Genomic DNA, 14,654 nt, shown 5'->3' with positions numbered 1-14,654 from the left:
GGCGCCGCGCGCCACTATGCGGCGCCGGTCGTGCGCGCGGTCGACACGACCGCGGCCGGCGACACGTTCATCGGCGGCTTTGCCGCGCAGCTCGCGGCCGGCGCGGAACTCGACGCGGCGATCCGCTTCGCGCAGCGCGCGGCCGCGCTGTCCGTCACGCGCGCCGGCGCGCAACCGTCGATTCCGACGCTCGCCGAACTCGGCGACTGACACGTCTTCTTCCTCCGGCGCCGCCGTTTCGTCGCAGCGAACGGCGGCCGCGTCTTCTTCGATGAGCTGTCGCGATCGCAGTCCGCTCGTATGCTGAATCCCGCACATTATTCAGATAAATGCAATAAACAGACGTATTAAACGGAAAATTAGTGCGGATGCCATCAAGTTGCGTGTCTTGCAGTCGTTAAATGCAGTCAGCGAAACAACGTTTCGAAGCGACGGGCGCGGCCCGTTCATGACGACGCTACACAGGAAAGATGATGGTCTTCAGGAACCTGACGATTCGCGCACGCATCGGTTTGACGATGGCGTTTCTGGCCGCGCTGCTCGGCGTAATAGGCGTGCTCGGCCTGTACGGGATGACGCGCACGAATGCGTCGACGCGCGAGATTTTCAACAATCAGATGCCGAGCGCGGTCAACGTGGCCGTAGCCGAAATGTTCGCGGCACGCGAGCGGCTCGCGCTGGATCGCGCGGCGCTGCTGGCCGGCACGCCCGAATCCGCGGCTGCGATCGAGCGCAGCCGCGCGATGCGCGCGCAGTCCGACGCGGGGTGGCAGAAGTACCTCGCGCTGCCGCGCAACGCGGAAGAAGACCGGCTCGCGCAGGCGGTCGCGGCCAAGCGGCAGGCGCTGCAGGCGAGCTGCGACGCGTTCGCGGGCATCGTCGGGTCGGGCGACCATGAGCGGATCGGCGCCGGCGCGAAGGAGTTGCAGGCGCGCTACAACGACCTCGCGGTCGCGAGCGAAGCGTTGCGCACGTTCCAGTTCAGCGACGCGCGAACCCGCTTCGATCAGGCGGAGTCGGTGTACGAGACGATGCGCGTGCTGTCCGTCGTCGTGCTGGCGGCCGGCCTGATTGCCGCGCTGTTGTCGTGGCTCGCGCTGAGCCGCGCGATCGGCCGGCCGATCGCGGATGCGCTCGCGCATTTCGACGCGATCGCCGCGGGCGACCTGCGCCGCACGATCGTCGTGAATCGCCGCGACGAGATGGGCCAGTTGCTCGACGGCCTCGCGAAGATGCAGCGCGGCCTGGTCGATACGGTGCGCACCGTGCGCGGCGGCAGCGAGTCGATCGCGACGGCCGCGCGCCAGATCGCGGCCGGCAACGTCGATCTGTCGTCGCGCACCGAAGAGCAGGCGGCGGCGTTGCAGGAAACTGCGTCGAGCATGGAGCAGCTGACCGGCACCGTGAAGCAGAATGCGGACAATGCGCGCCAGGCGAGCGCGCTGGCCGCGAACGCGTCCGAAATTGCAAACAAGGGTAATACGGTGGTCGGCCAGGTCGTCGGCACGATGGGCGAGATCAACGCGAGCTCGGCCAAGATCGCGGATATCATCGCGATCATCGAGGGTATCGCGTTCCAGACCAACATCCTGGCGCTGAATGCGGCGGTCGAAGCCGCGCGTGCCGGCGAAGAAGGGCGCGGTTTCGCTGTCGTGGCGGGCGAGGTGCGCAGTCTCGCGCAACGCTCGTCGAGCGCGGCGAAGGAGATCAAGGCGCTGATCGACGCGTCGGTGGAGCGCATTCGGTCCGGTTCGACGCTCGTCGACGAAGCGGGGCGCACGATGAGCGACGTGATCGCGGCGGTGCAGCGCGTGACCGACATCATGGGCGAGATCGCGGCGGCTTCCGAAGAGCAGAGCGGCGGCATCGACCAGGTCGCGCGCGCGGTCGCGCAGATGGACGAAGTCACGCAGCAGAATGCGGCGCTCGTCGAGGAAGCGGCGGCCGCCGCGCAGTCGCTCGACGAGCAAGCGGCGCGCCTGCGCGACACGACGTCGGTGTTCCGGCTCGACGACGCGAACACGGCGACGGCTGCGTCCGGCGCCACGCGTGCCGTTGCGCGCGCACCGGCGGCGACGAATGCGCTGCGCACGCCGCCGGCTGCGCAGCGCGTCGCACACGACGAGCGCGATGCACCGCCGAAGCGCATGGCTGCCGCAGCGCCGGTGCCTGCGCACAAACCGGCGCGTGCGGCTGCCGCGCCCGCGATCGCATCGACGTCGCAGCCCGTCGCTGCCGGCGCCGACGATTGGGAGACGTTCTGATCCGGATGCGCCGAGCATCTATCCCCATTTGATTGGTCACGACGCCCGCGCTTGCGGGCGTCGTCGTTTTCGGCGCTCGAGAAATGTGACAGCGCAGATGAACGCGTCGAGGAACGCGATGTGCGACACGCTATGCGCTCGAGCGTCGCCGCGGTCCGATGCAGATGTTCTCGGACATCGGTCGTACGGGTATTTCCGTAAGGGTGTCGTGAAGAAAATTTGTAACGGCGTGTCGAACGTGTCGTCGAGAACGACGGTTCGAACGTCTACGGAAGAAGGGGGAAGCGACAACGAAGGATGCGTCCAATGCGAGAGACGTTTCGCTGTTCGACGAGACGCGGCACGTGCAGTTTGTGCGGCCCGGGACGTCGATTGTAGAGCGTCGAAATGCGTTGTCCAACCGGTGTTGTGGAGAATGACGAACTTCACACGAAGAGTTCGTGAAAAAAAATAAGAAAGGGTTTAGGATGAATTCGAACGCGCTTGCTTGTGCGCAGTCAGACGAACGCAGGCACGTCTTCAGACTCAGGCGAGGAGGTAGCATGGATATTTACAGCAGCTTCGCGAACCGCTTCGAAAAAACGCGAGAGGAAGAGTTCTCGCTGGAGGAGTATCTCGCGCTCTGCAAGAACGATCCGTCGGCGTACGCTACGGCTGGCGAACGCATGCTGGCTGCAATCGGGGAACCGGAACACATCGATACGCGCAACGACCCGCGGCTGTCGCGGATCTTCGCGAACAAGGTCATCAAGGTCTATCCCGCATTCCGTGAGTTCTACGGAATGGAGGAAGTGATCGAGCAGGTGGTCTCGTATTTCCGCCACGCTGCGCAAGGGCTCGAAGAGAAGAAGCAGATTCTCTATCTGCTGGGCCCGGTCGGCGGCGGCAAGTCGTCGATCGCCGAGCGCCTGAAGCAGTTGATGGAGCGCGTGCCGTTCTATGCGCTGAAGGGCTCGCCCGTCAACGAATCGCCGCTCGGGCTGTTCGACTACGACGAAGACGGTCCGATTCTCGAAGAACAGTATGGCATTCCTCGCCGCTATCTGAAGAGCATTCTGAGCCCGTGGGCGGTCAAGCGCCTGCACGAATACAACGGCGACATCCGCCAGTTCCGCGTGGTGCGCCGCTATCCGTCGATCCTGCGGCAGATCGGGATCGCGAAGACGGAGCCGGGCGACGAGAACAATCAGGACATTTCGTCGCTGGTCGGCAAGGTCGACATCCGCAAGCTCGAGCAATATGCGCAGGACGATGCGGACGCCTACAGCTATTCCGGCGGCCTGTGCCTCGCGAACCAGGGCCTGCTCGAGTTCGTCGAAATGTTCAAGGCGCCGATCAAGGTGCTGCACCCGCTGCTGACCGCGACGCAGGAAGGCAACTTCAAGGGCACCGAAGGTTTCGGCGCGATTCCGTTCGACGGGATCATCCTCGCGCACTCGAACGAGTCGGAGTGGAAGGCGTTCCGCAACAACCGCAACAACGAGGCGCTGCTCGACCGGATCTTCGTCGTGAAGGTGCCGTACTGCCTGCGCGTGTCCGAAGAGATCAAGATCTACGAGAAGCTGATCCGCAACTCGTCGCTCGCGGAAGCGGTATGCGCGCCGGGCACGCTGAAGATGATGGCGCAGTTCTCGGTGCTGTCGCGGCTGCACGAACCGGAGAACTCGAGCCTGTTCTCGAAGATGCAGGTGTACGACGGCGAGAACCTGAAGGACACCGACCCGAAGGCGAAGTCGTACCAGGAATATCGCGACTACGCGGGCGTCGACGAAGGGATGACCGGCGTGTCGACGCGCTTCGCGTTCAAGATCCTGTCGCGCGTGTTCAACTTCGATTCGAGCGAGGTCGCGGCGAACCCCGTGCACCTGATGTACGTGCTCGAACAGCAGATCGAGCGCGAGCAGTTCCCGCCGGAAACGGAGCAGAAGTATCTGTCGTTCGTGAAGGACGTGCTCGCGTCGCGCTACGCGGAGTTCATCGGCAAGGAAATCCAGACGGCATACCTCGAATCGTATTCGGAGTACGGGCAGAACATCTTCGATCGCTACGTCACGTATGCAGATTTCTGGATCCAGGATCAGGAGTTCCGCGATCACGACACCGGCGAGAGCTTCGATCGCGCCGCGCTGAACGCGGAGCTCGAGAAGATCGAGAAGCCGGCCGGCATCAGCAACCCGAAGGATTTCCGCAACGAGATCGTGAACTTCGTGCTGCGTGCGCGGGCCGCGAACGCCGGCAAGAACCCGGTGTGGACGAGCTACGAGAAGCTGCGCGTGGTGATCGAGAAGAAGATGTTCTCGAATACGGAGGAACTGTTGCCGGTCATTTCGTTCAACGCGAAGGGCTCGGCGGAGGAGCAGCGCAAGCATGAGGACTTTGTGAACCGGATGGTCGCGAAGGGCTATACGCCGAAGCAGGTCAGGCTGCTTTGCGACTGGTACCTGCGCGTGCGCAAGTCGTCATGACGCGCGCGGTACCGCGCCCGTGCGGCTGGTCCGCACGGGCACCTTCAGAGACGCCGCCCGCATGACGGCAGACGGCATGTGCGGCGAGCGTCCCGGCATATCGACTTTCGAGCGGGAGACCGGGAGTGCTTCATCAAATCATCGACCGCAGGCTGGCCGGCAAGAACAAGAGCATCGCCAATCGCGAACGCTTTCTGCGTCGCGTCAAGAACTACATTCGTCGCGCCGTATCCGATGCGGTGCGCGACCGTAGCATCAAGGACATCCAGAGCACGCAGAGCATCACGATTCCGCGCAAGGACATCGCGGAGCCGACGTTCCGGCACGCGCCGGGCGGACGGCGCGAATACGTGCATCCGGGCAACGAGGACTACGTGCGCGGCGACAAGATTCCGCGTCCGCAGGGCGGCTCGGGCGGCGGCGGCAGTCAGGCGAGCAACGAAGGCGAAGGGCAGGACGACTTCGTGTTCGAACTGTCCCGCGACGAATTCATGCAGTACTTCTTCGACGATCTCGAACTGCCGCGCCTCGTGAAGACGCACCTGCTGACCGTGCCGAGCTGGAAGAACGTGCGCGCGGGCTGGTCGGCGGAAGGCACGCCGAACAACATCGACGTCGTGCGTTCGCTGCGCAGCGCGCTCGGCCGGCGCATCGCGCTCGGCTCGCCGCTCGTCAACGAGCTGCGCGAACTCGAGGCGCAGCTCGAAGTGCTGAAGAACGATCCGGAAGACCGCCGCGCGGAAATCGCGACGCTCGAAGCGGAGATTCATCACCTGAAGGGCCGCATCTGGCGGATTCCGTTCATCGATCCGTTCGACCTGCGCTACATCAATCGCGTGAAGCAGCCGCAGCCGTCGAGTCAGGCCGTGATGTTCTGCCTGATGGACGTGTCGGGCTCGATGGACGAGCAGCGCAAGGATCTCGCGAAGCGCTTCTTCATCCTGCTGTACCTGTTCCTGAAGCGGAACTACGAGCGTATCGAGGTCGTGTTCATCCGGCACCATACGCGCGCGGAGGAAGTCGACGAAGACACGTTCTTCCATTCGACCGAAAGCGGAGGCACGGTCGTGTCGAGCGCGCTCGAACTGATGCGCAAGGTGATGAACGAGCGCTACTCGCCGACCGAATGGAACATCTACGGCGCGCAAGCATCGGACGGCGACAACTGGACTGACGATTCGCCGAAGTGTCGCAAAATCCTCGAAGAGGATATCCTCACCAAGACGCGTTACTTCGCGTACATCCAGGTCGCGCCCGAAGAGCAGAACCTGTGGCTCGAGTACGCGCAGCTGGCGCTGTCGCAACCGCATCTCGCGATGAAAAAAGTGGAATCGGCTGCCGATATCTACCCGGTGTTTCGTGAATTGTTCGAAAAGCAGGTGGAAATGTCATGACGACCCGCCATCTGCACAACGAGTCGCGCGGCTACGAGCCGCGCCCTTCCGGCGACGACAACGCCGGTCCTGCCGCATCGCAGCAACGCGGCCGGGCCGAGCCGCCGCCGGCCGCCGACTTGCCCGGTGCCGGGCAGAAGGAAGCGCGCATGAACGTTGCCGAACGCAAGCCGTTGCCGTGCCCGTCCGACTGGACGTTCGAACTGCTGGAGGAGTACGACACGCATATCGCGCAGGTCGCCGAACAGTACGAACTCGATATCTATCCGATCCAGCTCGAACTGATCAGCGCCGAGCAGATGATGGACGCGTATGCGTCGGTCGGGATGCCGGTCAACTACCGTCACTGGTCGTTCGGCAAGCACTTCCTCGCGACCGAGAAGAGCTATCGCCGCGGCCAGATGGGCCTCGCGTACGAAATCGTCATCAATTCGAATCCGTGCATCGCGTATCTGATGGAAGAGAACACGATGACGATGCAGGCGCTCGTCATCGCGCACGCCGCGTATGGACATAACTCGTTCTTCAAGGGCAACTACCTGTTCCGGCTGTGGACCGACGCGCACGCGATCATCGACTACCTCGTGTACGCGAAGAACTACGTCGCCGAGTGCGAGGAGCGCTACGGGCTCGATCGTGTCGAGGAACTGCTCGATTCGTGCCATGCGTTGATGAACTACGGCGTCGACCGCTACAAGCGTCCGCAGAAGCCGTCGCTCGCGAAGGAGGCGGCGCTGCGGCGCGAGCGCGAGGCGTACCTGCAGTCGCAGGTCAACGAGCTGTGGCGCACGCTGCCCGGCAAGAAGCCGGAACTCGAGGAAGAGCAGGAGGAACGCTATCCGCCGGAGCCGCAGGAGAACCTGCTGTACTTCGCGGAAAAGAACGCGCCGCTGCTCGAGCCGTGGGAGCGCGAGATCATCCGGATCGTGCGCAAGATCGGCCAGTATTTCTATCCACAGCGGCAGACGCAGGTGATGAACGAAGGGTGGGCGACGTTCTGGCATTACACGCTGCTCAATACGCTGTACAACCAGGGCAAGCTCGAAGACGGCTTCATGATGGAGTTCCTCCATTCGCACAGCAACGTCGTGTACCAGCCGCCCGTCACGAAGCCGTACTACAGCGGGATCAATCCGTATGCGCTCGGCTTTTCGATGATGAGCGACATCCGGCGGATCTGCGAGGCGCCGACGGAAGAGGACTACAAGTGGTTCCCCGAAATTGCGGGCACGCCGTGGCTGCCCACGATGCACTACGCGATGCGCAACTTCAAGGACGAGAGCTTCATCGCGCAGTACCTGTCGCCGAACCTGATCCGCGAGATGCGGCTGTTCTCGGTGCTCGACGACGACATGCGCGATGCGCTCGAAGTGTCGGCGATTCACGACGAGTCCGGCTACCAGTACGTGCGTCAGGCGCTGTCGCGGCAGTACGACATTCACCATCGCGAGCCGAACATCCAGGTGTGGGCGGTCAACACGCGCGGCGACCGCAGCCTCACGCTGCGCCACTTCATGACCGACAACCGCCATCTGTCGAACGACAGCGACGAGGTGCTCAAGCACATGGCGCGGCTCTGGCAGTTCGACGTGTATCTCGAGAGCGTCGACGAGGCCGGCACCGTGCGCAAGCGCTACGAGTGCCGCTACGTGCCGCCCGAGGTGCGCGTTTGAGCGCGCTGCGCGGCGAGTTTGCATCGGACGCCAGCCTGCGGGCTGGCGTTTTCATATGACGACCGCACGCAGGCAGAGCATGCGCGAGAAAATTTTTCTACATCGGGGCCAACCCGGAAAGCCGCGTACTTTACATTTCGCTAAAATCCGGTAGCGCCGTGCGCCGGAACCGGTGCCACGCGCGACCGCACGCGACGGCTGCCGCCGTCTCATCCAAAAGCACTCAAAGGAACAGACCCACCCATGGACGTCCAGACCGACCAAGCTGCGCTGTCCGCGCACGATACCCGGCGGCGCGTGTTCGCGATCGTCGGCGCCTCGTCGGGCAACCTCGTCGAATGGTTCGACTTCTATATCTATTCGTTCTGCGCGCTGTACTTCGCGCCCGCGTTCTTCCCGAGCGGCAACACGACGACGCAGCTGCTGAACACGGCCGGCGTGTTCGCGGCCGGCTTCCTGATGCGTCCGATCGGCGGCTGGCTGTTCGGCCGCATCGCGGATCGTCACGGGCGCCGTACCGCGATGATGATCTCGGTGCTGATGATGTGCGGCGGCTCGCTCGTGATCGCGGTGCTGCCGACCTACGCGCAGATCGGTGCGCTCGCGCCGGCGCTGCTGCTCGTCGCGCGGCTGTTCCAGGGGCTGTCGGTCGGCGGCGAATACGGGACGAGCGCCACCTACATGAGCGAGGTCGCGCTGAAGGGCCGGCGCGGCTTCTTCGCGTCGTTCCAGTACGTGACGCTGATCGGCGGCCAGCTGTGCGCGCTGCTCGTGCTGGTGATCCTGCAGCAGACGCTGTCGAACGCGGAACTGAAGGCGTGGGGCTGGCGCATTCCGTTCGTCGTCGGCGCGGCGGCCGCGCTGATCTCGCTATATCTGCGCAAGTCGCTCGACGAAACGTCGACGACCGAGTCGCGCGACAAGAAGCTCGCGGGCACGATCCGCGGCGTGTGGCAGCACAAGGGCGCGTTCTTCACGGTGGTCGGCTTCACCGCCGGCGGCTCGCTGATCTTCTACACGTTCACGACGTACATGCAGAAGTACCTGGTGAACACGGCCGGCATGCATGCGAAGACGGCCAGCAACGTGATGACCGTCGCGCTGCTCGTGTACATGCTGCTGCAGCCGGTGTTCGGCGCGCTGTCCGACAAGATCGGCCGCCGCATGTCGATGATCCTGTTCGGTACGTTCGCAGTGATCGGCACGGTGCCGCTGATGCATGCGCTGAAGGACGTGACGAGCCCGGTCGCCGCATTCGCGCTGATCACGATCGCGCTCGCGATCGTCAGCTTCTACACGTCGATCAGCGGGCTGATCAAGGCCGAGATGTTCCCGCCCGAAGTGCGCGCGATGGGCGTCGGGCTGTCGTACGCGGTCGCGAATGCGCTGTTCGGCGGATCGGCCGAATACGTCGCGCTGTGGTTCAAGTCGATCGGCAGCGAAGAAACGTTCTACTGGTACGTCACTGCACTGTGCGCGATCTCGCTGATCGTGTCGTGGCGGATGCGCGATCCGAGCAAGGAAGGGTATCTGCGTCACGAACCGTGATCGGGTGGCGACGTGGCCGGGCGACGGCGCCCGGCCGCGTGTCGCCATCGGCTTGAGACGGCGCGCCGTGAAGTACGCGGCGCGCCGTTTTTCATCGGCCGCACGAATCGGATCGGCGCGCGCAAGCTCATCGCGACGCACGCGATATCGATATCGCAATCGCTTCGTTGCCGGCGGCCGGCACGCCTTTTATGCTGGGCGCGTAGTTCGTGTGACACCTCCTTGACTGGGATTCGCGCCCGCTGCTTGCAGCGGGCGTCTTTTTTCGTGCGGCGTCTACCTATGCGCCGCATCGCGCCGCGTTCATCACGAAACCCGCAGAGCAAAGCACCATTTGTTGGTTCGGATTCGCCGCGCGCGCTGATACGTTAGCGGCTTCGCGGCTCACGCCGCCGCGATGTTTCCGAACCGGCTGCCGCGCGATCCGCGGCGGCCTTCATAACAAGTCAGGTCGCGCTCATGAAAATCCACACTCTCGCCACATGGCTCATCGGGGCCGCACTCGTCACCGCCGGCGCCGCCGCGCACGCGGATCGACTCGACGACATCAGGAAAGCCGGCGTGCTGCGCGTCGCGACGTTCGACAGCAATCCGCCGTTCGGCTATGTCGATGCGAAAAGCAACCGTATCGTCGGGCTCGACGTCGACTATGCAAAGGCGCTCGCGGACAAGCTCGGCGTCAAGCTGCAACTGCAGCCGACGAATCCCGCGAATCGCATTCCGTTCCTGACTTCCGGCAAGGTCGATCTCGTGCTCGCGAACTTCACGATCACCGACGAGCGCGCGAAGCAGGTCGACTTCAGCATCCCGTATTTCTCGTCCGGCCAGCAGTTTCTCGCGAAGAAGGGCGTGCTGAAATCCGCCGACCAGCTCAACGGCCTGCGTATCGGCGCGGACAAGGGCACGACGAACGAGATCACGCTGCGCGAGAAATTCCCGAAGGCGACGATCGTCGCGTACGACGACACGCCGTTCGCGTTCGCCGCGCTGCGCGCCGGCAACGTGCAGGCGATCACGCAGGACGGGCCGAAGCTGATCGGCCTGCTCGCGAACGTGCCGGACAAGCAGAACTACGAGATCCCGCCGTTTACGATCTCGAACGACTACATGGGCGTCGGCGTGCCGAAGGGCGAGACGCGCCTGCTCGGCTTCGTGAACGACACGCTGAAGGGGCTCGAGGCGAGCGGACGCGCCGCGCAGATCTACGATGCGTGGTTCGGGCCGACGACGAAGACGCCGCTCGCACGGATCTTCCGCATCGGCGACAAGAGCTGACGCACGCACGCACGCACGCACGCACGCACGCGCGCGCGCGCCGCGCGCGCGCCGATGCGGGCCGCCGGCCCGCGGGCGCGCAACGATAGCGGCGCTTTTCCGTTTTGTTCCGAGCGCGCTTCGGCGCGCACACTCCAGCATGCTCGGGTTGGCTCCCAAATATCTGTCGTGGCTGTGGCACGGCTTTCTGCTGACGCTCGGCCTTGCGGTCGCGTCGGCGCTTGCCGCGACGGCCGGCGGGCTGCTGCTCGCGGTGCTCCGTCATGCGCGCGGCGCGGCGCCGCGTGCGATCGCGTCGGCGTACGTGGTCGCGTTCCGCAATACGCCGCTGCTCGTGCAGCTGCTGTTCTGGTATTTCGGCGTCGCGTCGCTGCTGCCCGATACGTGGATCGCATGGCTGAACGCGCGTCACGACGCGAGCATCGGCCCCGTCACGCTCGCGTGGCCGTCGTTCGAGTTCGTCGCGGGCTGGGTCGGGCTGAGCGCGTACACGGCCGCGTTCGTCGCCGAGGAGTGCGAAGCCGGCTTGCGCGGCGTGCGGCGCGCGCAGCACGATGCGGCCGCTGCGCTCGGCTTCACGCCGATGCAGTCGCTGCGCTACGTCGTGCTGCCGCAAGCGGTGCGCATCGCGTTGCCGCCGCTCTTCGGTCAATACATGAATCTCGTGAAGAACTCGTCGCTCGCGATGGCGATCGGCGTCGCCGAGCTGTCGTATGCGTCGCGGCAGGTCGAGACCGAGACGTTCAAGACGTTCGCCGCGTTCGGCGTCGCGACGGTGCTGTACATCGCCGCGGTGGCCGCGATCGAGGCGGCCGCGTATGCGGCCACGCAGTGGCGCGACCGGCTCGGCGCAGGGCGTTGACGATGGACGCGTCGCTGCTGCTCGACAATCTGCCGTATCTGCTCGTCGGCGCGTTTCCGGACGGCCCGCTCGGCGGTGCCGCGCTGTCGCTCGTGCTCGCGGTCGTGTCCGCTGTCGCTTCGGCCGTGCTCGGCATTGCGCTCGGCGTCGCGATGGCGCTCGCGCGCGGGCCGCTGCGCGTGCTGCTGCTCGCGGTCATCGGCTTCTTTCGCGCGATTCCGGTGCTGATGCTGATCTTCTGGACGTATTTCCTGATGCCGACGCTGCTGCACATGGACGTGCCGGGGCTCGCGACCGTCGTCTGTGCGCTGGCGCTCGTCGGCGGCGCGTATCTCGCGCACGCGGTGCATGCGGGGATCGTCGCGGCCGGCGCCGGGCAGCGGCAGGCGGGGCTGTCGCTCGGCCTCACGCGCTGGCAGACCGTGCGCTACGTGCTGCTGCCGCAGGCGATCCGGATCATGACGCCGTCGTTCGTCAACCAGTGGGTCGCGCTCGTGAAGGACACGTCGCTCGCGTATATCGTCGGCGTGCCGGAGCTGTCGTTCGTCGCGACGCAGGTGAACAGCCGGCTGATGGTGTATCCGGCGCCGATCTTCCTGTTCGTCGCGGCGATCTATCTGGTGCTGTGCACGTCGCTCGACGGTGCGGCGCGCCGGCTGCTCGCGCGTGGCCGGCGTGCGCCGCGCGGTGCATCGGCGACGGCGAAACGCGCCGAGCCTGCGCGCTGACCGCGGACTGCGCAGCGCGCGGTTGCGGCGACGCTCGTCTATCGGATCGGCTTCGGCAAATGCGCGGTGAATGCGCGGGCGTCGCGGTGCGCATGACGCTCGCGCGACGACGGCCGCTCACCGGTCGCCCGCGCGGCCGCCGACCCGCCGACGACCGAGCGCCGCGTCACGACGCCGTGTAATGCGTATTGAAAACGGCGCGCAGCGTCGACGGATCGGTCGCGAACTCGCCCCACAGCGGTCCGTCGTTCTGCGCGAACGCGAACGGCGCGGTACTGATCGACGCGAGACGGAAGCGCCATTGCGCGGCTTCCTGGCGGAACGCGGTGAGCTGCATGTCGGATAGCGCGGTTTGCGCGCTCGCGAGCGTGACGAGCGGATCGACCGGATCGTTCGCGACGCGCACTTCGAAGTGCAGGTGCGGGCCGGTCGCCGCGCCGGTCATCCCGACCGAGCCGATGCGCTGCCCCTGTTTCACCGGTTCGCCGACCTTCAGCCCGCGCGCGAACGCGGACAGGTGCGCGTAATAGGTCGAATAGCCGTCCGCGTGATCGACGATCACGTAGCGCCCGTAGCCGCCCGGATCGGTGCCGACGAACGACACGACGCCGTCGGCTGCCGCGTCGACCGGCGTGCCGCTCGGCGCGGCGAGATCGACGCCCGTATGGAACGCCATCGCCTGCGACAGCGGATGGATGCGCTCGCCGAAGAACGAGCTGATCCGCGTCCATTTGACCGGCATCGTGAACGCGGCGGCCTCGAGCGGTGTGCCGTCGAGCGTGTAGTACGCGCCATGCGCGGCGCCCGGCGCACGGAACCAGATCGCGCCGAACGGCCGGCCGGCGACGCGCAGCTCCAGCGCGGTGACGCGCGGCACGCCGTCGTGCGCCTCGTAAGCGATCCGGTAATAATCGCCGCGCCGCGCGCTCGCATGCATCGCGACCTTGCCGCTCAGCAGATCGCCGAGCTGGATGCGCACTTCGGGCGGCACGTCGAGGCGGTTCAGCGTGTCGGACAGCGTGAGTTCGATGTCGCCGGCGCGCATCCGCCGATCGGTTTCGGGCGGCGCGAGCGTGAACAGGTTCGCGTAGCCCAGCATGTCGTTGCGGTGCGCACTGAGCGGCGCGAACAGGCCGGGCAGCGCATTGCGCTCGCCGACCGTATGCGCGAGTTCGCTCGTGACGAAATGCTGGGCGGTCGGAAACGGCGTGTCGGACAGCACGCGCTGCGGCAGCGCGGCCGTGCCCGAATCGACGGCGCCCGGCAATTGCGACACGGCCGGCAGCGCCGCGAAGCCGAATGCGGCGAGCGCGCCGAGTACGGCGGCCGGCACGAGCGCGCGCACGAAGCGCCGCGCGCGGCCGGGCGCGGAAATATCGAGAGTTGCAGCAGAATTGACCACGGGTGTCCACATCCAGGAAAGCGGTTCAAGGGGGTGTGGGCAGGAGCCGCCGACGGCGGATCCGTCGACTCGCGACGGCGCGGGCGGCGGGCGTGCAACAAAACAGGCCCCGCCAGGGGCCTGTGTCGTTTCCGTTCGTCCCAACTTGCGGGCGGGGCCCGCTTCGAACGGCGGCGTGCATGCCGGGTCGAACCCGGTTATCACGAAGACGCTAAAGAAAAATGACAGCGTCAGTCTACCGGTGTTCCGCTGAACGTTAAAAATTTTAAAGGGGGTCGGTTCGACCGTTTCGTATTCCGATAAATCGGGTTGAATCGGCAGAAATATCGAAGCTTTGCGTCAGTCCGGCAATTTCTGCGCACGCACCCGCAACGCAGCGGAACTGCGCACCGCGTCGAACCCGGCATCGAGCATCGCTTCCGCGTCGGTCCACCGGTTGCCGCGCAGCCGGTCGGTCCAGATCATCGATGCGAAGACGCCTTCGAGCAGCGACACGAGATAGACGGCCGCCAGATGCACGTCGAGATCGGCGGCGATTTCCCCGGCTGCGATCGCGCGGCGCAGCAGCGCCTTCGTGATGCGCAGCGTCTGCAACTCGAGCAGCATCCGGCGCCGCAGCAACGTGCCGTTTTCGTCGCTCTGCTCGCATTTCGTGTAGAGGATCACCAGCACGCGCTGCATCGAGCCGGGCTCGCCGCATTCGCGCAGATAGTGCGACGCCGCGCGGCGCAGCGTGTCGAGCGCGGGCAGGCCGTCGCCGGCGTCGAAGCTCTCCGACGTGCGCGCGAACGCGCGATCGCACATCGCGAGACACACCTCCATCTTGTTGCGGTAATGGCCGTACACGGCGCCGCGCGACATCCCGGCCGCCTCGGCAAGGTCCGCCATCGCGGTTTGCGCGACGCCTTTCTCGAGCAGCACGAGCTCGGCGGCGTCGAGGATCCGGTGCTTGATGGCGAGCGATTCTTCCCGGGTCTTGCGGGCCATGTCGTGGATTTCCTTTCAGTTTGCTGTCGTTTTATTGAGACAGTCGGGCGGTGGAG

At 65.3% G+C, this 14,654-nt stretch carries 11 protein-coding genes; 9 read left to right on the top strand and 2 right to left on the bottom strand.

The features are described from left to right. From BUB20358_RS24570 to BUB20358_RS24530, 9 genes are all read left to right on the top strand, one after another. Window positions 1–210, top strand: a 210-nt coding sequence (locus tag BUB20358_RS24570) for a PfkB family carbohydrate kinase (RefSeq protein ID WP_254593978.1), incomplete at its 5' end; no start/stop codon positions are given. 263 nt (window positions 211–473) lie between these two features. Beyond that, complete coding sequence (locus BUB20358_RS24565; protein WP_035972424.1) at window positions 474–2,264, top strand: methyl-accepting chemotaxis protein; 1,791 nt, start codon at window positions 474–476, stop codon at window positions 2,262–2,264. Between the two features lie 542 nt (window positions 2,265–2,806). Further along, window positions 2,807–4,729, top strand: a complete 1,923-nt coding sequence (locus BUB20358_RS24560; RefSeq protein ID WP_006764353.1) for a PrkA family serine protein kinase — start codon at window positions 2,807–2,809, stop codon at window positions 4,727–4,729. A 125-nt stretch (window positions 4,730–4,854) separates the two neighbouring features. Next, window positions 4,855–6,123 carry a YeaH/YhbH family protein gene (locus tag BUB20358_RS24555; RefSeq protein ID WP_006764352.1) on the top strand — a complete coding sequence of 423 codons (1,269 nt, stop codon included), beginning with the start codon at window positions 4,855–4,857 and terminating at the stop codon, window positions 6,121–6,123. Further along, window positions 6,120–7,796: a SpoVR family protein gene (locus tag BUB20358_RS24550; RefSeq protein ID WP_006764351.1), complete on the top strand. Its 1,677-nt coding sequence runs from the start codon at window positions 6,120–6,122 to the stop codon at window positions 7,794–7,796. Before BUB20358_RS24555 ends, BUB20358_RS24550 begins: the two co-directional genes overlap by 4 nt. 243 nt (window positions 7,797–8,039) lie before the next feature. After that, a complete protein-coding gene (locus BUB20358_RS24545) occupies window positions 8,040–9,344 on the top strand; it encodes an MFS family transporter (protein ID WP_006764350.1) in 1,305 nt (434 codons plus the stop codon). 459 nt (window positions 9,345–9,803) lie between these two features. Then, entirely contained in the window at window positions 9,804–10,619 is an 816-nt protein-coding gene (locus BUB20358_RS24540) for an ABC transporter substrate-binding protein (RefSeq protein ID WP_006764349.1), read from the top strand. Window positions 10,620–10,758: 139 nt separating this feature from the next. After that, complete coding sequence (locus BUB20358_RS24535) at window positions 10,759–11,481, top strand: amino acid ABC transporter permease (RefSeq protein ID WP_035972423.1); 723 nt, start codon at window positions 10,759–10,761, stop codon at window positions 11,479–11,481. A gap of 2 nt (window positions 11,482–11,483) precedes the next feature. Continuing rightward, window positions 11,484–12,209, top strand: a complete 726-nt coding sequence (locus BUB20358_RS24530; protein ID WP_035972422.1) for an amino acid ABC transporter permease — start codon at window positions 11,484–11,486, stop codon at window positions 12,207–12,209. Window positions 12,210–12,375: 166 nt separating this feature from the next. Here the strand turns inward: BUB20358_RS24530 and BUB20358_RS24525 are convergent, their stop codons facing one another. Together BUB20358_RS24525 and BUB20358_RS24520 are read right to left on the bottom strand one after the other, a co-directional pair. Further along, window positions 12,376–13,611, bottom strand: a complete 1,236-nt coding sequence (locus BUB20358_RS24525; RefSeq protein WP_035972419.1) for a M23 family metallopeptidase — start codon at window positions 13,609–13,611, stop codon at window positions 12,376–12,378. 339 nt (window positions 13,612–13,950) lie between these two features. Next, entirely contained in the window at window positions 13,951–14,598 is a 648-nt protein-coding gene (locus tag BUB20358_RS24520; protein WP_006764345.1) for a TetR family transcriptional regulator, read from the bottom strand. Between the last annotated feature and the right edge of the window lie 56 nt (window positions 14,599–14,654).

The sequence above is a fragment of the Burkholderia dolosa genome (assembly GCF_902499135.1).
GTDB classification, from domain to species: domain Bacteria; phylum Pseudomonadota; class Gammaproteobacteria; order Burkholderiales; family Burkholderiaceae; genus Burkholderia; species Burkholderia dolosa.
The sequence above is the reverse complement of the archived record's forward strand: the minus strand, read 5'-3'. Positions and strand labels throughout refer to the sequence as shown.